This window comes from Streptomyces sp. NPDC052236 (genome assembly GCF_044548015.1).
In the GTDB taxonomy this organism is placed as follows: domain Bacteria; phylum Actinomycetota; class Actinomycetes; order Streptomycetales; family Streptomycetaceae; genus Streptomyces.
Genome location: NZ_JBIUBL010000044.1, coordinates 1 through 26,389, shown reverse-complemented (window position 1 = coordinate 26,389; position 26,389 = coordinate 1). Strand labels below are relative to the sequence as shown.

Annotated in this window: 20 protein-coding genes; 13 read left to right on the top strand and 7 right to left on the bottom strand. The window is 69.5% G+C overall.

The annotated features are described in order from the left end of the window. Positions 1-145: 145 nt before the first annotated feature. From ACIHCQ_RS41525 to eccE, 3 genes are all read right to left on the bottom strand, one after another. Complete coding sequence (locus ACIHCQ_RS41525; protein ID WP_399674188.1) at positions 146-3,247, bottom strand: SCO5717 family growth-regulating ATPase; 3,102 nt, start codon at positions 3,245-3,247, stop codon at positions 146-148. A gap of 289 nt (positions 3,248-3,536) precedes the next feature. After that, on the bottom strand, positions 3,537-4,256 hold the full coding sequence (locus ACIHCQ_RS41520) for a hypothetical protein (RefSeq protein WP_399674187.1): 720 nt from the start codon (positions 4,254-4,256) through the stop codon (positions 3,537-3,539). Further along, positions 4,256-5,551 carry a type VII secretion protein EccE gene (gene eccE / locus ACIHCQ_RS41515; protein WP_399674186.1) on the bottom strand — a complete coding sequence of 432 codons (1,296 nt, stop codon included), beginning with the start codon at positions 5,549-5,551 and terminating at the stop codon, positions 4,256-4,258. The genes ACIHCQ_RS41520 and eccE overlap by 1 nt, the downstream gene beginning before the upstream one ends. A gap of 221 nt (positions 5,552-5,772) precedes the next feature. On the opposite strand from eccE, the gene eccB reads away from it, so the two are divergent. The 4 genes from eccB to ACIHCQ_RS41495 all read left to right on the top strand — a co-directional run bounded on the left by eccB (position 5,773) and on the right by ACIHCQ_RS41495 (position 9,457). Continuing rightward, positions 5,773-7,320 (top strand): type VII secretion protein EccB, encoded by a 1,548-nt coding sequence (gene eccB / locus ACIHCQ_RS41510; protein ID WP_399674185.1) that lies wholly within the window; start codon positions 5,773-5,775, stop codon positions 7,318-7,320. Positions 7,321-7,338: 18 nt separating this feature from the next. Continuing rightward, positions 7,339-8,613: a type VII secretion-associated serine protease mycosin gene (mycP, locus tag ACIHCQ_RS41505; protein WP_399674184.1), complete on the top strand. Its 1,275-nt coding sequence runs from the start codon at positions 7,339-7,341 to the stop codon at positions 8,611-8,613. 147 nt (positions 8,614-8,760) lie between these two features. Continuing rightward, on the top strand, positions 8,761-9,093 hold the full coding sequence (locus ACIHCQ_RS41500; protein WP_399674183.1) for a WXG100 family type VII secretion target: 333 nt from the start codon (positions 8,761-8,763) through the stop codon (positions 9,091-9,093). A gap of 70 nt (positions 9,094-9,163) precedes the next feature. Further along, positions 9,164-9,457, top strand: coding sequence for a WXG100 family type VII secretion target (locus ACIHCQ_RS41495; protein ID WP_399674182.1), 294 nt, complete (start codon positions 9,164-9,166; stop codon positions 9,455-9,457). Between the two features lie 74 nt (positions 9,458-9,531). On the opposite strand, the gene ACIHCQ_RS41490 is transcribed toward ACIHCQ_RS41495, so the two are convergent. Both ACIHCQ_RS41490 and eccCa read right to left on the bottom strand, forming a co-directional pair. Next, positions 9,532-9,777 (bottom strand): DUF397 domain-containing protein, encoded by a 246-nt coding sequence (locus ACIHCQ_RS41490; protein WP_399674181.1) that lies wholly within the window; start codon positions 9,775-9,777, stop codon positions 9,532-9,534. Positions 9,778-9,927: 150 nt separating this feature from the next. Beyond that, the gene (gene eccCa, locus ACIHCQ_RS41485; RefSeq protein ID WP_399674180.1) at positions 9,928-13,881 is read right to left on the bottom strand and encodes a type VII secretion protein EccCa; all 3,954 of its coding nucleotides are present in this window, start codon (positions 13,879-13,881) and stop codon (positions 9,928-9,930) included. Between the two features lie 181 nt (positions 13,882-14,062). On the opposite strand from eccCa, the gene eccD reads away from it, so the two are divergent. The 6 genes from eccD to ACIHCQ_RS41455 all read left to right on the top strand — a co-directional run bounded on the left by eccD (position 14,063) and on the right by ACIHCQ_RS41455 (position 21,200). Next, entirely contained in the window at positions 14,063-15,541 is a 1,479-nt protein-coding gene (gene eccD / locus ACIHCQ_RS41480; protein WP_399674179.1) for a type VII secretion integral membrane protein EccD, read from the top strand. Between the two features lie 193 nt (positions 15,542-15,734). Then, positions 15,735-16,025, top strand: coding sequence for a 30S ribosomal protein S15 (gene rpsO, locus ACIHCQ_RS41475; RefSeq protein ID WP_399674178.1), 291 nt, complete (start codon positions 15,735-15,737; stop codon positions 16,023-16,025). Positions 16,026-16,328: 303 nt separating this feature from the next. Continuing rightward, positions 16,329-18,548 (top strand): polyribonucleotide nucleotidyltransferase, encoded by a 2,220-nt coding sequence (locus tag ACIHCQ_RS41470; protein ID WP_399674177.1) that lies wholly within the window; start codon positions 16,329-16,331, stop codon positions 18,546-18,548. After that, complete coding sequence (locus ACIHCQ_RS41465) at positions 18,545-19,924, top strand: M16 family metallopeptidase (protein ID WP_399674176.1); 1,380 nt, start codon at positions 18,545-18,547, stop codon at positions 19,922-19,924. The genes ACIHCQ_RS41470 and ACIHCQ_RS41465 overlap by 4 nt, the downstream gene beginning before the upstream one ends. Before the next feature lie 35 nt (positions 19,925-19,959). Further along, positions 19,960-20,712, top strand: coding sequence for a 4-hydroxy-tetrahydrodipicolinate reductase (gene dapB, locus ACIHCQ_RS41460; protein ID WP_399674175.1), 753 nt, complete (start codon positions 19,960-19,962; stop codon positions 20,710-20,712). A gap of 14 nt (positions 20,713-20,726) precedes the next feature. Then, positions 20,727-21,200 carry a hypothetical protein gene (locus tag ACIHCQ_RS41455; RefSeq protein WP_399674174.1) on the top strand — a complete coding sequence of 158 codons (474 nt, stop codon included), beginning with the start codon at positions 20,727-20,729 and terminating at the stop codon, positions 21,198-21,200. Between the two features lie 67 nt (positions 21,201-21,267). Here ACIHCQ_RS41455 and ACIHCQ_RS41450 read toward each other — a convergent pair whose 3' ends face one another. Both ACIHCQ_RS41450 and ACIHCQ_RS41445 read right to left on the bottom strand, forming a co-directional pair. Then, the gene (locus tag ACIHCQ_RS41450; RefSeq protein WP_399674173.1) at positions 21,268-21,828 is read right to left on the bottom strand and encodes a hypothetical protein; all 561 of its coding nucleotides are present in this window, start codon (positions 21,826-21,828) and stop codon (positions 21,268-21,270) included. Between the two features lie 116 nt (positions 21,829-21,944). Continuing rightward, entirely contained in the window at positions 21,945-22,184 is a 240-nt protein-coding gene (locus tag ACIHCQ_RS41445) for a hypothetical protein (RefSeq protein ID WP_399674207.1), read from the bottom strand. A gap of 200 nt (positions 22,185-22,384) precedes the next feature. Here ACIHCQ_RS41445 and thyX point away from each other — a divergent pair, with 200 nt between their 5' ends. The 3 genes from thyX (at position 22,385) to ACIHCQ_RS41430 (ending at position 26,111) form a co-directional block, all read left to right on the top strand. Further along, positions 22,385-23,125 (top strand): FAD-dependent thymidylate synthase, encoded by a 741-nt coding sequence (gene thyX, locus ACIHCQ_RS41440; RefSeq protein ID WP_399674172.1) that lies wholly within the window; start codon positions 22,385-22,387, stop codon positions 23,123-23,125. A 235-nt stretch (positions 23,126-23,360) separates the two neighbouring features. Further along, on the top strand, positions 23,361-24,260 hold the full coding sequence (dapA, locus tag ACIHCQ_RS41435; RefSeq protein WP_399674171.1) for a 4-hydroxy-tetrahydrodipicolinate synthase: 900 nt from the start codon (positions 23,361-23,363) through the stop codon (positions 24,258-24,260). A 165-nt stretch (positions 24,261-24,425) separates the two neighbouring features. Next, positions 24,426-26,111 carry a ribonuclease J gene (locus ACIHCQ_RS41430; RefSeq protein WP_399674170.1) on the top strand — a complete coding sequence of 562 codons (1,686 nt, stop codon included), beginning with the start codon at positions 24,426-24,428 and terminating at the stop codon, positions 26,109-26,111. Positions 26,112-26,389: the final 278 nt, after the last annotated feature.

Below are 26,389 nucleotides of genomic sequence, written 5' to 3'. Positions count from 1 at the left end.
GATCGCCAGCTGATGAAGCGAAGGTTTATCAGCGGTGGCGTGTCGCGTCAACGGCCACCAAACCCCGTGTGGTCTGCGGGAATACAGATGAGGGCCCGTACCGTCGAGACGGTACGGGCCCTCATTGGTTGAGACCTTTGTCGCGTTACTGCTGAGGGGCTGGCGGTGGCTGCGGAGGCTGCTGCGGCGGCCATCCGGCGGGCGGAACGGGGCCCTGAAGTTCGGGTTGTCCCGGGGTGCTCTGCGCGCCCTGGTGAGCGGGGTTGGCGAGGTTGGCGGGGTTCGCGGGGTGCGGCGGTCCGGCGGGGTTCGCGGGGGACTGGGCCTGAGAGGGCGGCGACTGCTGCCAGCCCTGGGGTGGCTGCTGGCTGCCGTACGGCGGCTGATGCGGGTGGCTCGGTGGGTACGGCTGCTGCTGGGGCTGCGGCTGCTGGGGTTGCTGCGGCGCGTACGGCTGCTGGGGCGGCTGCCCGTGCCCCTGCGCCTGGCCCTGAGCCTGCCACTGCTGGCCCTGTGCCGGGCCGCCCTGTCCGTAACCCGGCATCGGCGGGGCCTGATGCGGGGGCGGGTTGCCGTCAGCCATCCACAACCCCTGCTGCTGCTGCGCGCGTACGAAGTCCTCGGCGATCAGCGCGGAGAGGTTGAAGTACGCCTCCCGGGTCTTCGGGCGCATCATGTCGAGATCGACCTCGGCGCCTGCCGACAGGTGCTCGTCGAAGGGCACCACGATCACACCGCGGCAGCGCGTCTGGAAGTGCTGCACGATGTCCTCGACCTTGATCATCTTGCCGGTCTCGCGGACCCCGGAGATGACCGTGAGGGAACGCTGGACCAACTCCGCGTACCCATGGGCGGACAGCCAGTCCAGCGTCGTCGACGCGCTGCTCGCGCCGTCCACGGACGGGGTCGAGACGATGATCAGCTGATCGGCCAGATCCAGCACTCCGCGCATCGCGCTGTAGAGCAGACCGGTGCCGGAGTCGGTGAGGATGATCGGGTACTGCTTGCCCAGTACGTCGATCGCGCGCCGGTAGTCCTCGTCGTTGAAGGCCGTGGAGACCGCCGGGTCCACGTCGTTGGCGATGATCTCCAGACCGGAGGGCGCCTGCGAGGTGAACCGGCGGATGTCCATGTACGAGTTGAGGTACGGGATCGCCTGCACCAGGTCACGGATGGTGGCCCCGGTCTCCCGGCGCACCCGGCGGCCGAGTGTGCCGGCGTCCGGGTTGGCGTCGATCGCCAGGATCTTGTCCTGCCGCTCGGTGGCCAGGGTGGAGCCGAGCGCGGTGGTCGTGGTGGTCTTGCCGACACCGCCCTTGAGGCTGATGACCGCGATCCGGTAGCAGGACAGCACCGGCGTACGGATCAGCTCCAGCTTGCGCTGGCGCTCGGCCTCCTCCTTCTTGCCGCCGAACTTGAAGCGGTTGGCGCTGGAGGGGTTGCGGCTGCTCTTGGCCTTCTGCTTGCCCCGGACCAGACGGTCGGAGGAGAGCTCGACGGCTGCGGTGTAGCCGAGCGGCGCGCCCGGCACGGAACGCTCGCGCTGATCGTGCGTGACGGGCGTGGGCCAGGCGGCCCCGGTCCGCGGGTCGACGGGCTGCCCGATCGGCATCTGCTGCTGCGGGGGCTGCGGCTGGGCGGCCTGCTGGGGCGTGACGGGAGCGGGCAGGTTGGGCGCCTGCGGCGGTACGGGCGCGGGCGCGCCGGGGTGACCGGGCTGGCCCTGCTGACCTGGCTGGGGAAACGGCCCGGGGATGGCAGGGGGCAGCGGAGCGCCCTGGCCCGGCTGACCGGGCTGGGGGAAGCCGTAGCCCTGGGGCATGGGTTGCTGACCGGGCTGACCGGGCTGTCCCGGCTGGGGGAACCCAACGGGGCCGGCGGCCGGGGGCAGTGCCGCGGCGGGCGTGGCCTGTCCCGGCTGCCCCGGCTGCCCCGGCTGGGGGAAGCCGTAGCCCTGAGGAGTGGGCTGCTGTCCGGGCTGGCCGGGCTGTCCCGGCTGGGGGAATCCGTAGCCGCCTTGCGGGTGCTGGGTGTTGGGTCCAGGGGTGCCGGGGGGCAGTGCCGCAGCTGGCTGGCCGGGCTGGCCTGGCTGGGGGAATCCGTAACCGCCCTGGGGATGCTGGGCGTTGGGCGCGGGGGCCGCCGGGGGCAGTGCCGCGGCGGGCGTGGCCTGCTCCGGTTGCCCCGGCTGGCCTGGCTGGCCTGGCTGGCCTGGCTGGGGAAAGCCGTAACCCTGCTGTGGGAGCTGCTGCCCCGGCTGCGGGAATCCGTAACCGCCGCCCTGCTGTGCAGGGATCGCGGGCGCTACGGGAGCCGCCGGGGTCGGCGTCGGCCACGCGGGCGGGGCCGGCGGGGCCGACTGGTCGGCCGTCTGCGCGGATACGGGCCACTGCGGGGCGTCCGACGGCGCGACCGGCTGGAAGGCGGGCGGCAGCGGCGGCAGTCCGGTGCCCTGCGCGGCGGGCGCCGGTGCCCAGGGCTGCGGCGGTACGGGTGCGGGCGGAGCGTCCTGGGGCGGCGCGGTGTCGGCGGGCTCGTCGGCCGGCACCTCCGCGGCGTCCGCCGGAGCGGCCTCGTCCTGGGGTTCTGCGGGTTCTGCGCCGTCGCTCTCGGGCTCCGGGACGGCAGCGTCCGCAACGGCTTCGGCTTCGGCTTCGGCCTCGTCCACGGACGCGACCGCGGCCTCGGCCACCTCGCCCTGGCCCTCGGCAGACGCCTCGGAATCGGCATCGGCATCGCCGGTTACGGCTTCGGCCTCGGCCGCCGCGGCCCGCTCCTCGATTTCACGCTTCAGCGCGGCGGGCGAGAACTTCATGGTGGCCCCGCTCTCCACGTCACCGCCCCCGAAGGGCTCCGGAGCGGGCTCGGCGGCGGCAGCCACCTCCGCAACGGGTGCGGGCGCTGGTGCCGGTACGGGCGCTGGTGCCGGCGCGGGCTCCTGCGGAGCGGGCGGCGGCGGCCCCTGCGCCCAGTTCGGCTCGAAACCGCTGCCCGCGGGCAGCCCCGGCAGGGCCACCGGCGCCCCATGGGGCGGGGGAGGAAGCGTGGGCCCCTGTCGGCCCGCACCCCCGCCCGACGTATCACCCGGCGCGGACGCGGCCCCGGACGTGGACGCGTTCTGCGTGTACCAGGCCGGCGGGGTGTAGTCGATGGTGAACTCACCCGTCATCTCGGCGGGCTCCGCGTCGGACTGATCATCGACGGGAATGTTCCAGCCCCCGTGGATCTCGTCACGATCGCCGTTCACTTTGCCTCCTGGTGTGGTCGAGCACCCTTGTGCCGTCGTGGGTGGGGGCGACCGCTGTCTTTCGATCGGGCCGGCTCTTCCCCTGGGACGCGTCCAACACGCCCGCAGGTTCTTCCTGCCGCGCCCTGACCCACCCTAATCGCCAATAACCTCGGTACGGCAGGCCCGTCCGCCCGTCGGCTGCTGTCCGGCACATCACGCCCTGCCCCGGGCCACCTGAGTGTGACAGAACGCGCCGCGGCAGCGGGAAGCAGGCAGTTTGTTCAGCCCGACCGCTCAGCCCGTCCGCTCAGTCCATCCGGCGAGCGCTGCCCAGCAATCCGGTCTCGGCGTCCGTGGCCTGCGTCATGACGAACTGGCGGTCCCGCGCCGTACACCACAGAGTGACGCCGTCCGACAGTGTGGACAGCGCCTCGGCCTCGGGCCGCGGGAGGTGCATGATGCGGGCGATCTGCGCGGCCTCGTCCGGCGAGACGCGCTGGATGCCCACCAGACCCGACTTCTCCATCAGCCGCGGCGCCGTCGGGCTCAGATACGGCAGCAGCGTCACCACCGACTGCCAGGGACCCGAGACCACCCGCCCGCGCGGCGGTCTCATCCCGCAGTCCCGCACCACGACGACCGGACTGCCGGCCGAGGCGCCCTGCGGCGGCACCCGCCCCACATCGTGCAGCGAGATGCACTGCTGCCCGCCGCCCGCCGCCTGCGCCAGCGTCGTCCACGCGGCCGTCCGGCCGGTCTCGACGGTGACCCGCGCGCCCGTCGCGGCCGCCCGCAGCGCGAGCACCTGCGCCGTCCACAGGCCGCCGATCAGCGTGACGTCGTACGCCGTGGGGCGGTTGATACCGAGCACCGCGGGTCTGTTCTCGGCGTCCACACCGATGACCACGCCGTCGTCACCGACCGGCAGCGCGAGCGAGGCCAGTTGGTCCACCGACAGCGCGTGCCGGTCGCGGCGGGGTCCGATGAGTCCGAAGCCGATACGAGGCTTGGCAGCGGGTGCGGGCATCAGCGGGCTCCCCCGAGCGGCAGTGTGGCGAGCATCCCGGGCAGCTGCTCACGGTCGAGCCGTACCAGACCGGTCTTGACGCCGCGGGCGGCGCGCTCCAGTTCATGGCGGGCGGTGACCAGTTCCTCGTCGCTGCGCCCGGTGATACGGACATGTCCGGTGACCGTCACACCCTGCCGGTCACCGGGGCCCACAGTGAGACTGAAGGTGGTGGCGAGCGCGGGTATGGAGGTGAGCAGGGCGACCAGCTGCGGCATCGACGCCCCGCCGCCGCCCAGTTGCGGCCAGCGGCCCACCCAGTACGTGGTGTGGCGGCGGTCGTCGACGCGCCAGGTGCGCGAGGTCTCCTGGGTGCGCCGCGTGGGCGTCTCCGCCCGGCCCGCCTGCGCGATGGCCATCGGACTGGCGCAGGAGGAGGTGGCGACGGCCGCCGTCAGCTCCTCCTCGGTCAGCACGGTCGCCCGGAACCCGGCGCCGGTCAGCCTGCTCGCCAGCTGGTCCGCGCTGCGCACCAGACACTTCTGCGCGCCCTCAAGACCGCCGCCGCGCGCCGCCACCGCTTCGGGGCAGAGCTCCGGGTCGAGCTTGAGCGCGATCCAGGTGATCCGGATCGACGGTGACCCGGTCTGGGCCTGCAACGGCGCGTAGTTGCGCGCGGCGATCGACTGCTGCGGCAGATGCGGCGCGGGCGCGGGCTGGGTGTGCTGGACGATCTGCGCCGACTCCAGCCGGATCGAATCGACGTCGAGCACATCACGTATGAGAGTCATCGGCAGCGGCCTGGCCGTCCGGTCCGGCCGCAGCGCCGTCGCGTCCGACTCGACCTGCAACACGGCCGTCAGGAACGTACCGTCGCCGATCATGCCCACCGGGCGTCTGTCGCGGTCGCTGTAGGTGTACGTCCGCAGGGCGGGGTCGCACTCCACGACGGGCGCGAGCCCCGGTTCCGTATCGGGCGGAAGGACCAGCGAGGCGGCCCGGCGCGTGCGTGCGCGCAGCGCGAAGACGGTGGCCAGCCACTCGGGCAGGGAACGCCGGTGCCTGCGCAACAGCGCGAGCACCACCAGCACCGCCGCCACCGCGGCGGCCGGAACCAGCAGCAGGGCATCGATCACCCAGGCGACCAGCAGCAGCGCCGCGGCGATCTCGATCAGTACGAGTTGTTGCAGTCGGAACGAACCGAAGTGCCCGGGGCGTGGTCTCAGCCGCGGTGCGGCCGGTCCCGGGGACGGCGCGGCGGGCTGCGCGGGGGTCTGACCGTGGGCGGCGGGCCGCACCCGTGTCGCGGAAGTCATTATTCCGGCACCCCCCGGTTCATTAGGACCCAATTCATCCCGATCACCCCTGTCCAGCCCTGCCCAGCAAGGCTTCTGAGGGCTGGATCAGCCTACCCGCCCCACAACCACCATCGATCAACAGGCATAGTAGGGGGCCGGTCCGACAACCAGGGCCCGGGGACCAGGAACACCATGAGGTCCCCACGGGGAGACAGTGCCTTCTTTACCAATGGGGACTCATGGCATCACGGCGGGATGAGCTCAACGCGTACACCTTCGCGAAGAAGCGCACGGTGGCGTCATTCCTCCAACCCTCCGCCACGGGTACGGAGGAGGGGGCGCCGCGCCCGATGCGCGCGGTTCTCCCCAGCATCATCGTCGGGGTGCTGATACTCGCGGGCTTCGGGGCCTTCGGCATGTTCAAGCCCAAGGCGCCCAAGGACTGGGCCCAGCCCGGCACCCGAGTGATCGTGGGCAAGGGGTCCACCACCCGTTATGTGGTGCTGACCACGGGCACGGGCAAGGCGAAGAAGACCCTGCTGCACCCGGTACTGAACCTCGCCTCCGCCCGGCTGCTGCTCACCCCGCAGCAGTTCAAGGTGATCCAGGTCAGTGACGACATCCTGGACGCCGGCAAGCCCCCGCGCGGGCCGATCCTCGGTATCCCGTACGCGCCCGACCGGCTGCCCAGCGAGAAGGAGGCCGCCAAGGCCAAGCGCTGGGCGGTCTGCGAGCAGCCCGGCGGTGGCAAGGGCGACACCGTACAGAAGGCGACCTTCGTCCTCGGCGACCGTGATCTTGAGCGGACCGAGGGCGAGCGGAAGCTGAGCGGGGGTCAGGTTCTCTATGTCCAGGGGCAGAAGGGCCGCCAGCGCTACCTCGTGGACGCGAAGGGCACCAAGTACCCCATCAGTGCCGAGGAAGCGGACAAGGGCCTGACCGGCACGCTCGTCGGCATCGACAAGCAGCCGCAGTCCGTCACCGACGACTGGCTGGCGACTCTGCACGTCGGCAGTACGGTCGCGTTCCCGCCGGTCCCGGGCACGGTCGGCGACAAAGCGGGAGCGGGTTCAGGGCTCACCCCGTCCGAGGACCGTATCGGCATGGTCCTCCAGGCCCAGACCGGCAGCGGCCCGCAGCACTATGTGGTCCTGGCGGGCAAGCTCCAGCCGGTCTCCGACTTCACCGCCTGGCTTCTCATCAATTCGCCGCAGACGGCGTCGCTGAACATGAACGGCAAGGCGGCCACCGTCGACGCTCCCTCGGTCAGCGACGCCGACTCCGACTACTTCGGCGCCGACTACCGCTGGCCCGCGCTCAAGGCCCAGCAGGTCAACGACGCGAGCGGCGAGCGCGACACCGTGTGCAGCGTGCTGCGCACGGTGGACGACAAGGGCGGCACCACCCTGTCGACGTGGGCGGGCCCCGCGTACCCCGCCGAGATCACCGCGGGTGGCACCAGCACCTACGTCACCCCCGGGACCGGGCTGCTCTACACCCAGGTCCAGGGCAAGCAGACCAGGCCCGACGGTTCGCTCTTCCTGGTGACCGACACCGGGCTGCGGTACGCGGTCCAGGCGAACGGTGACAGTGACGCCGACCGCTCCGACATCGGCACGGGCGACCAGGAGAGCCAGCAGGACGGCCGCCCCGAGCCCAGCCAGGCGCAGATCCGCCTCGGCTACGAGAAGGTCACTCCGGCCCTCGTCCCGATCACTTGGTCGGAGTTCCTGTCCAAGGGGCCTCGGCTCGACACCAACAGCGCGCGTCAGCCGCAGGGTTCGTAAGGGATGGGGACGCGAGCGATGGCGCACCTGAGCAGGAAGAGTGCCCTGCTGACCACCGCGGCGGCGCTGACGGGCCTGTCGGCGCTGACGGGACTGCTGGCCCTGACCCCGGCCGCGTACGCCGACGAGGTCCCGCAGGCGGCGGTCCGCGTCAACGGCAGCGGCGAGTGCACCTTCCCCATGAAGAAGCAGATCGAGGGCATCCCCTGGCCGCTCCAGCGGGTCCTGCTCGACGAGCTCTGGCAGGACACCAAGGGCAAGGGCGTCCGGGTCGCCGTCATCGACACCGGCGTGGACGACGTCAACCCCCAGCTCAAGTCGGCTGTCGACGCCGCCGCGGGCAAGGACTTGCTCGCGCCCGACAAGGAGAACCCGTCGTCGACCGACGAACAGCGCGGCAAGACCGACGGCACGGTGGACGAGGTCGGCCACGGCACCAAGGTCGCCGGGATCATCGCCGCGCGCCCGCGCGCGGGCACCGGTTTCGTCGGCCTCGCGCCCGAGGCCACGATCATCCCGATCCGCCAGAACGACGAGAAGAACAGCGGCAGCGACAAGACGATGGCGACGGCCATCGACCACGCCATCGCCAAGGAAGCCGATGTCATCAACATCTCCCAGGACACGACGAAGGCGCTCTCGCTCGACGGCCGGCTCGGCCAGGCCGTGCAGCGGGCGATAGCGAAGGAGATCGTCGTGGTCGCCTCCGCGGGGAACGACGGCACCGACGGCAAGGCGAAGAACACCTATCCCGCGTCGTTTCCCGGCGTGCTCGCCGTGGCCTCGTCCGACCGCAACAACGAGCGTGCGGCCTTCTCGCAGCGGGGCGATTTCGTCGGGGTCGCGGCCCCTGGCGTGGACGTCGTCTCGACCGTCCCCGGCGGTGGCCAGTGCGTCGACAACGGCACCAGCTTCTCCGCGCCGTACGTCGCCGGGGTGGCGGCGCTGCTGAAGGCCAAGTACCCGAAGTGGACGGCGGCGGAGGTCATCGCGCAGATCGAGCAGACCGCCGAGCGCTCCATCAACGGCAAGGACACCAACGTCGGCTGGGGCGTGATCGACCCGGTGCGCGCCCTGAGCGGCGACGGCACCCCGATCCAGGCACCACGGGCGGACGCGGGCCCCTCGAAACCGCCCGCCCCGCAACCGGCGTTCCTGGCGATGTCCGAGACCTCTCAAGAACGCAAGGAACGGTACGCAACCTACGCGCTGGGCCTGGGCGTCGTACTGGTGGCGGTCGTCGCGGGCACGGCGACGGTCATCCGGGACACCCGGCGCAAAAGGGCGCAGTGAGCCAAGTCTCCCTTGCTGCCTTTGCAGTTGGAACTGTCGTACGAAGTGGCTAGAGTGACTGTAGGACTCAGCGAAGGCTGGTCATAACACGGGGGCGGCATCCACACGGCTTCCGTCTACGTCACCGTCGAAGGAAGAAGAGGCACGATGGCCAACCCGAACTTGAATGTAACCGCTGGCGAAATTACCGGCCTTGCGGGCAAGGTCCAGACGTTCCAGACCGAGCTGAACGGCCGCATCGGCTCGCTCAACGGCGTGGTCGACCGTATTCAGGCCGGCTGGCAGGGTGCTGCCAGCAAGGAGTACGACACGGTTCAGCAGCGCGTGAACAACCGCCTGCGGGGCATGCAGCGCGACCTCGAGAACCTCGAGAACCTCATCAGGATGAGCGCCGACGGCTTCAGCGCGCAGGAGGACGAGCGCATTTCGTCCTTCCGCAAGATGGAAGACACCAAGGGCAGCGCCATCCTCGGCATGTGAGCCCATCCGCTCATCGCTGAGCAATGACCACTGAGCACTGAGCGCTGAACTTCGTCATGAGGAGCAAAGAATGACCACTGCCGTCAATTACGACACAGTGACCACGGCGGCGGGCGATGTCCGTGCCACCGCCTCGTACCTGAACGAGCAGCTCGAAACCCTGATGACGCACGTCAAGCGCGTCGCCGGGAACTGGGACGGTGACTCGAAAGAGGCGTACCAGGAGATTCAGATCCGGCTCGCGAAGGACATGTCCGGGATGAACACGGACCTGGCCCACATCGCGCGCCTGCTCGACGAGTCCGTCATCGGTTACCAGGACACGGACAAGGGCAATGCCGCCCGCTTCCGCATGATGCACTGACGAGAGTCATAAAGGGGGTTGCCCGCACCAGCGGGCAACCCCCTTACGTATGCCTTGGTCTCCGTCCGGAACGGCTACTGGAGGTCGAACTCTCCGTCGCGCGCGCCGAGTACGAACGCGCGCCACTCGGCCTCCGTGTACCGCAGGACCGTATCCGGGTCCAGGGACGAGCGCATGGCGACCGCTCCGCCGGGCAGATGCGCGATCTCGACGCGCTCCTCGTCCTTGCTGGTGCCAGGCGCGCTGAGCCACTCCACACCGGAGATGTCGAGGGCGTACAGCTCTTCCTTCTGGCGTTCCTTCTCGCTTGCGTCGGCCATCGGCGCGGTCCCTCCCACAGATCTGTCGAACGAGGTGCGCGACCACCCTACTGGGCCGGACGCTCCAGCACGGCCCGCACATCGGCGCTCGGAACGCGTACGACTGGTCGCGTCCGTCCGGATCTCGCCCGTTCCCCGTACTGATCCGGCCTAATGATCGGGCAGCCAGCCCACCTGCACCAGCGGTGCGCCCCGCTTGCGCGACACGAAGGTCCCGCGCCCCGGCGGCATCGGGCGCGCCCGTACGTTGCCGAGAATGTCGCCCTCGCCCGGGTCGCCGGACAGGATGACGCCCTGCGCCCCCAGCTCCTTGATCCGCTGCATGAACGACTCGTACATCGCCCGGGAGGCTCCCGCGGCGCTGCGCGCGATGATGAAGCGGATACCGACATCCCGCGCGAACGGCAGGTTCTCCACCAGTGGCGCCAGCGGATTGCCCGAGTTGGTGGCGACCAGTTCGTAGTCGTCGATGAGCACGAACAACTGCGGGCCCGTCCACCAGCTGCGGTCCCGCAGCTGCTGCGGAGTGATGTCCGGCTGCGGCGCGCGCCTGCCCATGACCGTGTTGATCGCGTCCATGTGCATTTCCATGGCCGATGTCATCGGCGCGTACTCCAGGAGGTGCGACGCCGGAACGGCCTCCAGCATTGTGCGCCGGTAGTCGCCGACCACGATCCGCGCCTGCTCCGGGGTGTAGCGCTCGGAGATCTGCTTGGCGATCAGCCGCAGCAGCGACGTCTTGCCGGACTCGCTCTCGCCGAAGATCAGGAAGAACGGGTCCGTCTCGAAGTCGACGAACACCGGCTCCAGGTTCGTCTCGTCGATGCCGATCGCGATGCCGTGTTGTGGGAACTCGAACCCCTTCGGCAGCTGCTCGGCGGGCATCCGGCGCGGCAGCAGCCGGATCGCCGGCGCCGGAGGACCGGCCCAGTTCCCCTTGACCGACTGGACGAAGGCGGCCGTGCCCTCCGACAGATCGACGGAGCTGCTGACCGAGTCGATACGCGGCAGAGCCGTCATGAAGTGCAGCTTCTCCGGAACCTGGCCACGGCCCGGCACCCCGGCCGGGACATTCGCCGCGACCTTGCGGTCGAACTCGGAGTCCATGACGTCACCGAGGCGCAGCTCCAGCCGCGCCAGCATCTGGTCCTTGAGCGCCGCGCGCACCTCCATATAGCGGGCGGCGGTGATGACGACATGGATGCCGTAGCCCAGACCGCGCGCCGTCAGATCGGCGACGACCGGCTCCAGCATGTCGTAGTCGTTCTTGAAACCGCCCCACCCGTCGATGATCAGGAAGACGTCTCCCCAGGCCTCGCCGGGAAGTTCGCCCGCCGCGCGCTTGCGCCGGTAGGTGGAGATGGAGTCGATGTTGTTGGCGCGGAAGAACTCCTCACGCCGGTTGAGCACGCCCAGCACCTCGGCGACCGCGCGGCGCACCCGCTCGGGGTCGAGGCGCGAGGCGATGCCGCCCACATGCGGCAGGTCGGAGAGGGAGGACAGACCGCCGCCGCCGAAGTCGAGCGCGTAGAACTGCACTTCGTGCGGGGTGTGGGTGAGCGCGAACGACGAGATCAGCGTCCGCATCAGGGTCGACTTCCCGGACTGCGGACCGCCGATGACCATCATGTGGCCCGCCGCACCGGAGAAGTCCCGGTACAGCACCGCGCGGCGCTGCTCGAAGGGCTTGTCGATCAGGCCGAGCGGCACGGTGAGACCGCCGGGACGCGTGTACTCGGTCGAGGTCAGCCCACGGTCGGCGGTCGGCGCCAGACCGGGCAGCAACTGGTCCAGCGTGGGCGCCTGCTCCAGCGGCGGCAGCCACACCTGATGGGCGGGCACACCCTGCCCCTCCAGGCGGCGCACGATCACATCGAGCACCGTGTCCGCGAGCGCCTCGTCCTGGGCGGCGCGGGCGGCGGCCAGCGCGGCCGGGTCGGGGGCCGCGTACACCACCGGCACCGGCGTCGCGGTGAAGAGCGCGGGCCGCCGCTCGATGGGCAGCTGACCCACCGACAGATCCGGGCCGCCGGTGCGGTACGTACCGGAGACGTACGCCGCCTTGAAGCGGGTCATCTCGTCGGTGCCGAACCGCAGGAACCCCGAACCGGGCACCGACGGCAGGTGGTACGCGTCGGGCACACCCAGCGCCGTACGCGACTCGGCCGCCGAGAAGGTCCGCAGACCGATCCGGTACGAGAGGTAGGTGTCCAGACCGCGCAGCTTGCCCTCCTCAAGACGCTGCGAGGCGAGCAGCAGGTGCACACCCAGCGAACGGCCGATCCGGCCGATCTGGATGAACATGTCGATGAAGTCGGGCTTGGCGGTGAGGAGTTCGGAGAACTCGTCGATGACCAGGACGAGCGAGGCGAGCGGCTCCAGCGCGGCGCCCGCGGCGCGCGCCTTCTCGTAGTCGTGGATATTGGCGTAGTTGCCCGCCGAACGCAGCAGCTCCTGCCTGCGCTGGAGTTCACCGCGGATCGCGTCACCCATGCGGTCGACCAGGGTGAGGTCGTCCGCGAGGTTGGTGATCACCGCGGCGACATGCGGCATCTGCGACATGCCGGTGAAGGTCGCGCCGCCCTTGAAGTCCGCGAGGACGAAGTTCAGGGTCTCCGAGGTGTGCGTGACCGCCAGGCCGAGCACCAGCGTCCGCAGCAGCTCCGACTTGCCGGAACCGGTCGCGCCGATGCACAGCCCGTGCGGGCCCATGCCCTCCTGCGCGGCCTCCTTGAGGTCCAGCATGACCGGCTGGCCGTCCTCGCCGACGCCGATCGGCACCCGCAGCCGCTCGGCGACCGACCGGGGCCGCCAGGTGCGGGCCACATCGATCGAACCCGCGTCGCCCAGGTTCAGCAGATCGGTGAAGTCCAGGTTGGCGAGCAGCGGCTCGTCGTCGTCGCCCCCGCCCATCCGCAGCGGCGCCAGCTGACGCGCGAGCGCCTCGGCGGCCGGCAGGGATATGCCGTCCGGCACACCCTCGTACGCGACGCGGGACCCGGACTCCAGGCGCAGCCGCCCGGGCCGCACAACCACCGAAAGGCCGCCGCGAGGCTCGTCCAGATCGCCGGAGACGACCTCCACGATGGTCACGCCCTGCAGGCCCTCGGCCGCCGCGAACAGCGAGTCCGGTGGCACCATCCCGCCGTCCAGTACGACCATGATGTGCGGCTGGTCCAGCACCGGCTGGTTCTCCCGGCTGAACCGCGGCCGGCCCTCCACCCTGCTGTGCAGCAACGGCTCCAGCTCACCGAGGTCGTCGCCGAACAGCCGCTTCGTACCGGCGCCGTCCACCTGCCCCGGCACCTGCGTGTGCGGCAGCCACTTCGCCCAGTCCCAGCGCGCGACCGCGCCCGGCGCCGCCACCACGGCGACCATCAGATCCTCGGGGGAGTGCAGCGTCACCAGCTGGGCGACCAGCGCCCGCGCCGCCGACTGCGCCGACTCCGGCTCACCGGAGACCGTCACGTGGTAGAAGGCGCGCATCGAGACCGCCATCGGCAGCCCGTCCAGCGAACCGTGCACCGCCAGGAACTGCTGCATCGCACCCGCCGACAGCGGCTCCAGCTCGTCCACCGGCGCGGTGTCCGGAGCGACCAGCGGAGTGGCCAGCTGCTGCGAGCCGAGCCCGACGCGCACCTGCCCGAAGTCGTTGTCGCCCACGCGCCGTTCCCATACCCGCGAACCCTCGGCCACCACGGACCAGAGCTGCTCGGGAGAGGGGTGCAGATACAGCTGCGCGTCGCGCTGCTTGCGCGCGGTCTTACGCACCGTACGCCGGGTCTGCGCAAGGTATTTGAGATAGTCCCGGCGGACATCTGCCATTTGCCCCTGTGTACCGCGCCGGTGTCTGACGACCTGGGCGACCACCATCGCGACGGTCGAGACCAGCATCAGCACACCCATGATGCGCATGAACGGAGGCGCCTGCGGCGAGAAGAAGAAGACCACCGACGAACCCATGCCGAGGACCGGCAGGATCTGCATCAGCATGCCCTCCTGCTGACCCCGCGGCAGCTCCGGAGGAGCCTCCAGGGCCAGCTCCTGCGTGGGCACTTCAGGCGGCAGCGACCTCGGCGGGCGTTTCACGACGATCTGGCTCACCGGAGCATCAATCCCTCAATACGGACGGAAGACGGACGGGCAGGTTCCGCACCGACGCCCCGTCACCGGGTTCGGCCCGCTCCCCTCCGCGCGACGGTGATCCTACGTGCAGACCGATCCGGCACGTCCCGGTAGGGTGGCGCGCGCACCGTGCGCAACCGCGAATCAGGGGGTCCAGAACGTGAGTACGACCGCAGCGACCGGCTTCTGCCGCGTCACCGTCGTGGCGCCGGACAGCCGTATCGATGTCGCCCTCCCGGAGGACATCGCCGTCGCCGACGTCTACCCGGAGATCCTTCGCCTCACCGGCCAGACCCAGTCCCCGGGCACCCCGACCGGCTACCACCTGGTACGCCGCGACGGCACCGTACTCGACGGCGCCCGCTCGCTCACCGCCCAGCAGGTGCTCGACGGCGAAGTCCTCAGCCTGCGCCCCTTCGCCCAGTCGCTGCCGCCCGCGGTCTTCGACGACGTCTCCGACGCCGTCGCCTCCGCCGTGGTGCGCGACCGCCACCTGTGGAGCGACGACCTGCTGCGCGGCGCCGGTCTGGTCGGCGGCGTAGTGCTGCTCGTCCTGATGGGCTTCGTGCTCTGGTTCGCCGACCCCGTCCGCCACGACATGCACAGCCTGCCCGGCATCATCGCGGGCGCCGCCGGACTGCTGCTCACCGCCTTCGCGGGCGTACGGGCCAGGGTGTACGCGGACCGCGCCACCGCCGTCGCCCTCGGCCTCGGCGCCCTCCCGCTGCTGCTGATCGCGGGCTCCGGCATCGTCGGCCCGGACGCCGGCGCGGGACCGGGACGCCTGCAGTTCCTGCTCGGGTGTGTGGCCGTCCTGATCGCCTCGGTCACCCTGGTCGCGCTCACGCCCAGTGGTGACGCCCCGTTCGTCGCGGCCACCTTCCTCGCCGCCACCGGCACCCTCGCGACGTTCCTGATGATCGTGCGTGAGTCGTCCGCCACCAATACGGCCGCCGCCGTCGCCCCGGTCGCCATCGGGCTCGTCGCCTTCCTGCCCGGCCTCTCCGCCCGCTTCGCCCGGCTGCCCATCGGCTACGCCGCGCCGCGCAGCGCGGCCGACGACTACGACGCCGAAACGTATTCCGACCCGAACGAGACGCCCGAGCCCCAGCCCGTGGACGCCGAGCGGATCGCCGCCCAGGCCCGCCGCGGCCACGAGATGCTGCTCGGCCTGGTCGGCGGCTGCGCCGCGGTCGTCATCGGCTGCGCCGCCGTACTCGGCTTCTCCGACAGCGTCTGGGGCCAGTTCCTCGCCCTGGCCGCGGGCCTGGCGATGCTGCTGCGCGCCCGGCTCTTCCGCTACACCTCGCAGGTCGCCTGCACGCTGATGGCGGGCATCGTCGCGATCGCGCTGCTGATCCTCGGCCTGTCCCTGAACCCGCCCGCGGACCTGGTCAAGGACCTGCTGATGTACGAAGACCGGGGCGCCCTGGACATTCGTACGATCTGGCTCACCGCCGCCGTCGCCGCGGGCGCCGCCATGGTCACCGCGATCGGCCTGATCATCCCGCGCAAGGGACTCTCCCCCTTCTGGGGACGCCTGCTCGACCTCACCGAGGGCGCGGTGCTACTCTCCCTGGTCCCCCTCTGCCTCGCCGTGCTCGACGTCTACAACGCGGCCCGCTCCCTGACCAGCTAGCAGGATCAGCTAGCAGGCCCGTAAGAGACGCTCTCCCGGACTGGTACGCTGTGTGACGGCCGTTTGTGTACGCGCACCCGGATTTTCTGGGGGCTGCGCTCATCGGACCTTCGCCTCCGAGTCACAGAAGTCCTCCTGAGAACAAGACCAGGGGCACTCGCAGGCGCATCGAACACCAAAAGAGGAGTACCGCGTGTCTCTCGACGCCGCTACGAAGAAGCAGATCATGACCGAGTTCGGCACCAAGGAGAGCGACACCGGCTCCCCCGAGGTTCAGGTGGCGATGCTCACCCGCCGTATCTCGGACCTGACCGAGCACCTCAAGCTGCACAAGCACGACCACCACTCCCGTCGTGGTCTGCTGATCCTGGTGGGCCAGCGCCGCCGCCTGCTGCAGTACCTGGCCAAGAAGGACATCCAGCGCTTCCGTGCGCTGGTCGACCGCCTGGGCATCCGCCGCGGTGCGGCCGGCGGTGCCAAGTAAGACGCATGAAGGGAGCGGTTCCCACCTCATCGGGGGCCGCTCCCTTTGCTGTACGTCTTTGCTGTAGCTCCTTGCTGTACGTGCGCGACGCACCGCACGGCAATTAGTCTGGATCGCATACAGCAAAACTGAACGGGCGAGAAGCCGCCTCCCCGCCGCCGGTCCTCGGTAGTGGCCCCCGGAGACCACACCCCCGGGTGCTTCGATCGAAGACCGGCCCGCAGAACGAGAGCTTCTCCGCCACCGTCCCCCGCCACACGGGCGAGGGGGCGACAAAGACGATATGTATCGGAGAAAACGCTAGTGGAGAACGAGACCCACTACGCCGAGGCCGTTATCGACAACGGAACCTTCGGCACCCGCACCATCCGCTTCGAGACGGGCCGCCTGGCCAAGCAGGCCGCCGGCTCCGCCGTGGCGTACCTGGACGACGACACGATGGTGCTGTCGGCCACCACCGCCTCCAAGAAGCCCAAGGACCAGCTCGACTTCTTCCCTCTGACGGTGGACGTCGAGGAGCGGATGTACGCAGCCGGAAAGATTCCCGGCTCCTTCTTCCGGCGTGAGGGCCGGCCCTCCGAGGACGCGATCCTCACCTGCCGCCTCATTGACCGCCCGCTCCGCCCCTCCTTCAGGAAGGGCCTGCGCAACGAGATCCAGATCGTCGAGACGATCATGGCGCTCAACCCCGACCACCTGTACGACGTGGTCGCGATCAACGCCGCATCCTGCTCCACGATGCTGGCGGGCCTGCCCTTCTCCGGCCCGATCGGCGGCACCCGTGTCGCCCTGATCAAGGGCCAGTGGGTCGCCTTCCCGACGCACACCGAGCTCGAGGACGCCGTCTTCGACATGGTGGTCGCCGGCCGCGTCCTGGAGGACGGCGACGTCGCGATCATGATGGTCGAGGCCGAGGCCACCGAGAAGACGATCCAGCTCGTCGCGGACGGCGCCGAGGCTCCCACCGAGGAGATCGTCGCCGCCGGACTCGACGCCGCGAAGCCCTTCATCAAGGCGCTCTGCAAGGCTCAGTCGGACCTCGCCGCCAAGGCCGCCAAGCCCACCGGCGAGTTCCCCGTCTTCCTGGAGTACCAGGACGACGTACTGGAGGCGCTGACCGCCGCCGTCAAGAGCGAGCTCTCCCAGGCGCTCACCATCGCCGGCAAGCAGGACCGCGAGAGCGAGCTCGACCGCGTCAAGGAGATCGCCGCCGAGAAGCTGCTCCCGCAGTTCGAGGGGCGCGAGAAGGAGATCTCCGCCGCGTACCGCGCGCTGACGAAGAAGCTCGTCCGCGAGCGCGTCATCAAGGACAAGATCCGCATCGACGGCCGTGGCGTCACGGACATCCGTACGCTCGCCGCCGAGGTCGAGGCCATCCCGCGCGTGCACGGCTCGGCGCTGTTCGAGCGTGGCGAGACCCAGATCCTGGGCGTCACCACCCTCAACATGCTCCGCATGGAGCAGATGCTGGACACCCTCTCCCCGGTGACCCGCAAGCGCTACATGCACAACTACAACTTCCCGCCGTACTCCGTCGGTGAGACCGGCCGCGTGGGTTCGCCCAAGCGCCGCGAGATCGGCCACGGCGCGCTCGCCGAGCGCGCCATCATGCCGGTGCTGCCGTCGCGCGAGGAGTTCCCGTACGCGATCCGCCAGGTCTCCGAGGCGCTGGGCTCCAACGGCTCGACGTCCATGGGCTCGGTCTGCGCCTCGACCATGTCGCTGCTGAACGCCGGTGTGCCGCTCAAGGCCCCCGTCGCCGGCATCGCCATGGGCCTGATCTCCGAGCAGGTCGACGGCAAGACCCACTACGTCGCCCTCACCGACATCCTCGGTGCGGAGGACGCCTTCGGCGACATGGACTTCAAGGTCGCCGGTACGAAGACGTTCGTGACTGCGCTCCAGCTCGACACCAAGCTCGACGGCATCCCCGCCTCGGTCCTGGCCGCCGCGCTGAAGCAGGCCCGCGACGCCCGTCTGCACATCCTCGATGTGATGAACGAGGCCATCGACGTCCCCGACGAGATGTCCCCGAACGCCCCGCGGATCATCACCGTCAAGATCCCCGTGGACAAGATCGGTGAGGTCATCGGCCCCAAGGGCAAGATGATCAACCAGATCCAGGAGGACACCGGCGCCGACATCACGATCGAGGACGACGGCACGATCTACATCGGCGCCGCTCAGGGCTCGCAGGCCGAGGCCGCCCGCGCCGTGATCAACGGCATCGCCAACCCGACCATGCCGGAGGTCGGCGAGCGCTACCTGGGTACGGTCGTCAAGACCACCACCTTCGGCGCGTTCGTGTCCCTGCTCCCGGGCAAGGACGGCCTGCTGCACATCTCGCAGATCCGCAAGCTCGCCGGTGGCAAGCGCGTGGAGAACGTCGAGGACGTGCTCGCGGTCGGCTCCAAGGTCCAGGTCGAGATCGCCGAGATCGACTCCCGCGGCAAGCTCTCCCTGATCCCCGTGGTCGAGGGCGAAGAGGCCGCTGACGACAAGAAGGACGACACCGACCAGTGACGTCGCGTAGTTCCACGACGACGGCCCGCACCTCTTCAGAGGCGCGGGCCGTCGCCCGTACCCAAACGCTTCTCAAGGGCAAGGACGGCATCGGCACGGTCCGCCGCACCGTTCTCCCCGGCGGCCTGCGCGTCGTCACCGAGACCCTGCCGTCCGTACGCTCCGCCACCTTCGGCATTTGGGCGAACGTCGGCTCCCGAGACGAGACGCCGTCCCTGGGCGGCGCCACCCACTACCTCGAACACCTCCTCTTCAAGGGCACGAGCAAGCGCTCCGCCCTCGACATCTCCTCCGCGATCGACGCGGTCGGCGGCGAGATGAACGCCTTCACGGCGAAGGAGTACACCTGCTACTACGCGCGGGTGCTCGACACCGACCTGCCGCTCGCCATCGACGTGGTCTGCGACATGCTCACCGGCTCGCTGATCCTCCAGGAGGACGTGGAAGCCGAGCGCGGCGTCATCCTCGAAGAGATCGCGATGACCGAGGACGACCCGGGCGACTGTGTCCACGACCTGTTCGCGCAGACCATGTTCGGCGACAGTCCCCTGGGCCGCCCGGTCCTCGGCACCGTCGACACCGTCAACGCGCTCACCGCGGACCGCGTCCGCCGCTTCTACAAGAAGCACTACGACCCCACCCACCTGGTCGTCGCCGCCGCGGGCAACATCGACCACGCCACGGTCGTACGCCAGGTCCGCCGCGCCTTCGAGCAGGCCGGCGCCCTCTCCCGTACGGACGCGGTCCCCACCGCTCCCCGCGACGGGCAGCGCTCCCTGCGCACCGCCGGCCGCGTCGAGCACCAGAACCGCAAGACCGAGCAGGCCCATGTGGTCCTCGGCATGCCGGGCCTGGCCCGCACCGACGACCGCCGCTGGGCGCTCGGGGTGCTCAACACCGCGCTCGGCGGCGGTATGTCCTCGCGCCTGTTCCAGGAGGTACGGGAGAAGCGCGGCCTCGCCTACAGCGTGTACTCGTACACCTCCGGCTTCGCCGACACCGGGCTCTTCGGCGTCTACGCGGGGTGCCGCCCCAGCCAGGTCCACGACGTACTGAAGATCTGCCGCGACGAGCTCGACCGGGCCGCCACGGACGGTCTGCCGGACGAGGAGATCGGCCGCGCCGTCGGCCAGCTCTCCGGCTCCACGGTGCTGGGCCTGGAGGACACGGGCGCGCTGATGAACCGCATCGGCAAGGGCGAGCTGTGCTGGGGCGACCAGATGTCCGTCGATGACATGCTGGCCCGCATAGCCGCAGTCACCCCCGACGAGGTGCGCGAGGTGGCGCGCGACATCCTGGGACAGCGTCCCTCGCTGTCGGTGATCGGCCCGCTCAAGGACAAGCAGGCGGACCGTCTCCACGAAGCGGTCTCCTGACCCGTCCCAACGTAAGGAAGAGAGCGAAGAGAGCAATGAGCAAGCTGCGCGTGGCCGTTCTCGGGGCCCGGGGCCGTATCGGCTCCGCAGCCGTACGAGCTGTGGAAGCCGCCGACGACATGGAACTGGTCGCGGCGCTCAGCCGGGGCGACAAGCTGGAAGCCCTGGTGGAGTCCGGCACCCAGGTCGTGATCGAGCTGACGACCCCGGCGTCGGTGATGGGCAACCTCGACTTCTGTGTACGCCACGGCATGCACGCGGTCGTCGGCACCACCGGCTGGAGCGACGAACGCCTCGCGCAGCTGCACACCTCGCTCGCCGCGTCCCCCCGGACCGGGGTGCTGATCGCGCCGAACTTCTCCATCGGCGCGGTCCTGACCATGAAGTTCGCGCAGCAGGCGGCCCGCTACTTCGAGTCCGTCGAGGTGGTGGAGCTGCACCACCCGAACAAGGCCGACGCCCCGAGCGGCACCGCGACACGCACCGCCCAGCTCATCGCGGCGGCCCGCGCCGAGGCGGGCTGCGCGCCGCAGCCCGACGCGACCGTTACCGCGCTGGACGGCGCGCGCGGCGCCGACGTCGACGGCGTCCCCGTGCACGCGATCAGGCTGCGCGGGCTCCTCGCCCACCAGGAAGTCCTGCTCGGCGGTGAGGGCGAGACGCTCACCATCCGGCACGATTCCCTGCACCACAGCAGCTTTATGCCGGGCATCCTGCTCGGTGCCCGCCGCGTGGTTTCCACTCCCGGCCTCACGTTCGGCCTCGAACACTTCCTCGAACTCAACTGAGCCGGCTGAACCACATGCGCGCAAAGATCACGTACTTCGTCACAGCCGCCGTCCTGGTCGTCTACTTCGTCCTGGTCGGCAGCCGTGGCGTGATGCTGCTACGCCACGGCACCCTGCTCACCGTCACCTTCGGCGTGGCGGTGCTGATCCTGCCGGTGATCGGGATCTGGTTCCTGTGGAAGAACACGCAGTTCGTCACCAAGGCCAACCAGCTGGCGGCCGAGCTGGAGGCGGAGGGCGGCCTGCCGGTCGACGAGCTGGTGCGCACCGCCGCGGGCCGTATCGACCGGGACTCGGCGGACGCCGTGTTCGCCAAGCGCCGCGCGGAGACCGAGGACGCGCCGGAGGACTGGCGCAGCTGGTTCCGGCTCGCTGTGGCGTACCACGACGCCCGCGACACCCCTCGCGCACGCAAGGCGATGCAGCGGGCGATCACGTTGCACCCCTCTTTGCGCCTAAACCGGCGCCGCTCTCGCGGACGTGGTTGATCGCCGCTGTGGTTCCTCAATTGATGGTTGCGGTGGTCAGGGGGATCACCGCAACCAGAGTCGTTAATCAGGCGGTCTGCCGGTACTCGTCCGCCCACGCCTCAATGGTGTCGGCGGCCCGGTCGAAGGCCTCGGGGCGCGACAGGAAGTCCGCGTTGTGATCGGTGAGCAGCGGCAGCGGCTCACCGCTTTCCCGTACGAGGAGGAGCGCCTGCCCCTGTACGGTCCGCGGCAGCCCCGCCCAGCGCACCGGCTGCTGCACCGTGCGCACCGCGGTGGCGCGGTTCCACGCCACCGTGGTCGTGAAGAAGAACCCCACGCGCCGCACTCCGTGCCTGCTGACCCAGACACCCACGCGCAGCAGCCGCAGCGAAGCGGCGATCAGGGCGAGGCCCAGGCCCAGGCAGGCTCCCGCGCCGGGCACAGCGCCCGCGAACGCGATGATCATCGCCGCGAGGAGTACGAACGAGGCGAGCAGCAACAGCATCGCCGCCGCCGCCACCCGCCAGGGACCCGGACGGTACGGACGACGCCACTGGTCGTGGTCGTCGAGGGGCAAAGCGACTTCGTCGGCATTCTCGGCGGTTTCGCCAGACGCACGGTCGGCCGTCAGGAAAGGCAGGGGCACGACTGATCCTCACTCACCAGCACATTCGATTGGGCTGTGACGGGTGAGGCTACCGAGACGGCAACTACCCGACCACCCCAGGGGGCCATGGGGGTGTGGGGGAGAGTCACGACGCGTCAGCGCGCATCGGACGCCTGGGACTGCTGGGCACGTCCCTGAGCCTGTCCGGTCTCCAGCGAGGGGAGCCCGAGGAGGAGCGAGCCGACCAGTCCGCAGACGATGGTCAGGCCGATCAGCGTACGGCTCACGAGCTGCGACAGGCTGGGACGTTCCGGGCGTGGCGGAGTGACGTTACTGCTGAAGCGGTCGGCCTCGGCGACGAATGTGAACGGAACGGCCTCGCGCCGGCGGAACATCAGGGACTCTCCCGGGAACTCGTGGAACTCATGAAACTCGTGACTGGACGCAGCCACTGGTGCTGCTGTGCTGCTACTGAGTGAGACGAGTGGCAGGGGAAATCGGTGCCATGTTTCGCCGAATCGGCCCAAGAAACCGTCGCGAAGAGGTGGTCTAGAGTGGACGCCGCCCGAGACAAGCCCCTGGAAGGACCCCCTAGGTGACTGAGAGCCCCGCCGAGACCACCACCCCCAGTTTCCGCAGCGATGTCACCGTCGAGCTGGTCAAGCACACCGCCGGAGACTCCGACGTGCTGTGGGCGGCCCGGGTCTCCACGGCGGGCGAGCAGTCCCTGGAGGAGCTCCAGAAAGACCCGGAGCGATCGAAGGGGCTCATCAACTACCTGATGCGGGACCGCCACGGCAGCCCCTTCGAGCACAACTCGATGACCTTCTTCATCAGCGCCCCGATCTTCGTCTTCCGCGAGTTCATGCGGCACCGGGTCGGCTGGTCCTACAACGAGGAGTCGGGCCGCTACCGGGAGCTCCAGCCCGTCTTCTACGTCCCCGGTGCGGACCGCAAGCTGATCCAGCAGGGCCGTCCGGGCAAGTACGTATTCGTCGACGGCACCCCTGACCAGCAAAAGCTTGTCACGGAGTCCATGGAGGACTCGTACCGTCGGTCGTACGAGAGCTACCAGGAGATGCTGGCCGCGGGCGTCGCCCGCGAGGTCGCCCGCGCCGTCCTCCCCGTCGGCCTGTTCTCCTCGATGTACGCGACCTGCAACGCCCGGTCGCTGATGCACTTCCTCGGCCTGCGCACCCAGCACGAGCAGGCGAAGGTGCCGTCCTTCCCGCAGCGGGAGATCGAAATGGTCGGCGAGAAGATGGAAGCGCACTGGGCGGAGCTCATGCCGCTCACCCACGCTGCCTTCAACGCCAACGGTCGCGTCGCCCCGTAAGCCACCGGCACCGGCATCGGCTTGGGCATCGGCTTGGGGGACAGATGTACTGGCCGCCCGAGAAGTGTCCGTATTGCGGCGTTTCGTGAAGTTCATCTAGGCTGATCAAACGGACCCGGCACTGCTTGAACCCCCGAGCAGGCAGTGCCGGGCTCCTCTTGCCACGTCGTACGTCGTCGTACGTCACGTCCCCCGAGGGGACACTGTGTACTGAGCAGCGAGTAGCGTGTTACCCATGGCTCCACTCTCCACTCCGCAGACGCCCTTCGGGCGGGTCCTCACCGCCATGGTCACGCCGTTCACGGCGGACGGCGCACTCGACCTCCCCGGCGCTCAGCGACTCGCCGCCCATCTGGTGGACGCAGGCAACGACGGCCTGATCGTCAACGGCACCACCGGCGAGTCGCCGACCACCAGCGACGCGGAGAAAGATCAGCTCGTACGGGCTGTGCTGGACGCGGTCGGAGACCGGGCCCATGTCGTCGCCGGGATCGGCACCAACGACACCCGCCACAGCGTCGAGCTCGCCCGCACCGCGGCACGCGCCGGTGCACACGGCCTGCTCGCTGTCACGCCGTACTACAACAAGCCCCCGCAGGAGGGCCTGTTCCGTCACTTCTCGGCCATCGCCGACGCGACCGAGCTGCCCGTGATGCTCTACGACATCCCCGGCCGCAGCGGCGTCCCGATCGACACCGAGACACTGGTCCGCCTCGCCGAGCACCCGCGCATCGTCGCCAACAAGGACGCCAAGGGCGACCTCGGCCGCTCCAGCTGGGCCATCGCGCGCACCGGTCTCGCCTGGTACTCCGGCGATGACATGTTGAACCTCCCGCTGCTCTCGGTCGGCGCGGTCGGCTTCGTCTCGGTCGTCGGCCATCTCGTCACCCCGGAGCTCCGCGCCCTCATCGACGCCCACCTCAGCGGTGACGTCCAGAAGGCCACCGAGATCCACCAGCAGCTGCTCCCGGTCTTCACCGGCATGTTCCGTACCCAGGGCGTCATCACGACCAAGGCGGCGCTCGCCCTCCAGGGCCTCCCGGCCGGACCGCTCCGGCTCCCCCTGGTGGAGCTCTCCCAGGCGGAAACCGCCCAGCTCAAGGTCGACCTCGCCGCCGGCGGGGTACAGCTCTGAACAGATTCACCACAAACTTCAGCACAGCCTTCACAACTGAATACGCAACTGAATACGCAAGAAGAACCGGCCCAAACGGTGTCGGTACACATAGCAGCAAGTGCATGAATGTCACGTACGCCATGTGCCTCAGCGGTGCGTGGCGTCCGTGGTGAGGAGAGTCTTTTGAGTCATCCGCATCCTGAACTCGGCGCCCCGCCGAAGCTGGCCGCGGGCGGCCTGCGCGTCACTCCGCTCGGCGGTCTCGGCGAAATTGGCCGGAACATGACCGTCTTTGAGTACGGCGGCCGTCTGCTGATCGTCGACTGCGGCGTGCTCTTCCCGGAGGAGGAGCAGCCCGGAATCGATCTGATCCTGCCGGACTTCTCGTCCATCAGGGACCGTCTGGACGACATCGACGGCATTGTGCTCACGCACGGCCACGAGGACCACATCGGCGGCGTCCCCTTCCTGCTCCGCGAGAAGGAGGACATCCCGCTCATCGGCTCCAAGCTGACGCTCGCCCTGATCGAGGCGAAGCTCCAGGAGCACCGCATCCGCCCGTACACCCTCGAAGTCAAGGAGGGCCATCGCGAGCGCATCGGCCCCTTCGACTGCGAGTTCGTGGCGGTCAACCACTCGATCCCGGACGCTCTCGCGGTCGCCATCCGTACTCCCGCGGGCATGGTCGTCCACACCGGCGACTTCAAGATGGACCAGCTCCCGCTGGACGGCCGCCTCACCGACCTGCACGCTTTCGCGCGGCTCAGCGAAGAGGGCATCGACCTTCTCCTCTCCGACTCGACCAACGCCGAGGTCCCCGGTTTCGTCCCGCCGGAGAAGGACATCTCCAATGTCCTGCGCACGGTCTTCGCGAACGCCCAGAAGCGCATCATCGTGGCCAGCTTCGCCAGCCATGTGCACCGCATCCAGCAGATCCTGGACGCTGCCCACGAGTACGGCCGGCGCGTGGCCTTCGTCGGCCGCTCGATGGTCCGCAACATGGGCATCGCCCGCGACCTGGGCTATCTGAAGGTCCCGGCCGGCCTGGTCGTGGATGTGAAGACGCTCGACGACCTCCCCGGCGAGCGGGTCGTGCTGGTCTGTACGGGGTCCCAGGGCGAGCCGATGGCAGCGCTCTCCCGGATGGCCAACCGCGACCACCAGATCCGCATCGTCCAGGGCGACACGGTGATCCTGGCGTCGTCGCTCATCCCGGGCAACGAGAACGCGGTCTACCGAGTGATCAACGGCCTGACCCGGTGGGGCGCGAACGTCGTCCACAAGGGCAACGCCAAGGTCCATGTCTCGGGCCACGCCTCGGCGGGCGAGCTGCTGTACTTCTACAACATCTGCAAGCCGAAGAACCTGATGCCGGTCCACGGCGAATGGCGCCACCTGCGCGCCAACGCGGAACTCGGCGCGTTGACGGGCGTCCCGAAGGACCGCATCGTCATCGCCGAGGACGGAGTCGTCGTTGACCTTGTCGACAGCAAGGCCAAGATCGTCGGCAAGGTGCAGGCGGGCTATGTGTACGTCGACGGCTTGTCGGTCGGCGATGTCACCGAGACGTCCCTCAAGGACCGCCGCATCCTGGGCGAAGAAGGCATCATCTCGGTCTTCATGGTCGTGGACAGCACCACCGGCAAGATCGTCGGTGGCCCGAACATCCATGCTCGTGGCTCCGGCATTGATGACGCGGCGTTCTCCGGCGTGATGCCGAAGCTCGACGAGGCCCTGAACAAGTCCGCCCAGGACGGCGTTCTGGAGCCCCACCAGGTGCAGCAGCTCATCCGGCGGACGGTGGGCAAGTGGGTGTCCGACAACTACCGCCGGCGCCCGATGATCCTCCCTGTCGTCGTCGAGGTCTGACGGGACGTCCGACACGTCAACCCTGGAGCGGGGCCCTCGATTTGCATCGAGGCGCTCCGCTCCAGTAGGTTTACGGCTCCGCCCAGACGGGAAGCCCGGCACACTCGTGTGCTTGGGGCTCTCCTGAACGGGGCGGGAATTCCGACTCAGAATCTCTGATAAAGTCGGAATCGCCGAAAGGCGAACAGGCTCTCCAACAGCCACTGAAATCGAATTCCGAAGCTGGTAACAGAAGCGGAAAAGGTTCTGGTAAAGTTGGAATCGCCGGAAAGCCGAAA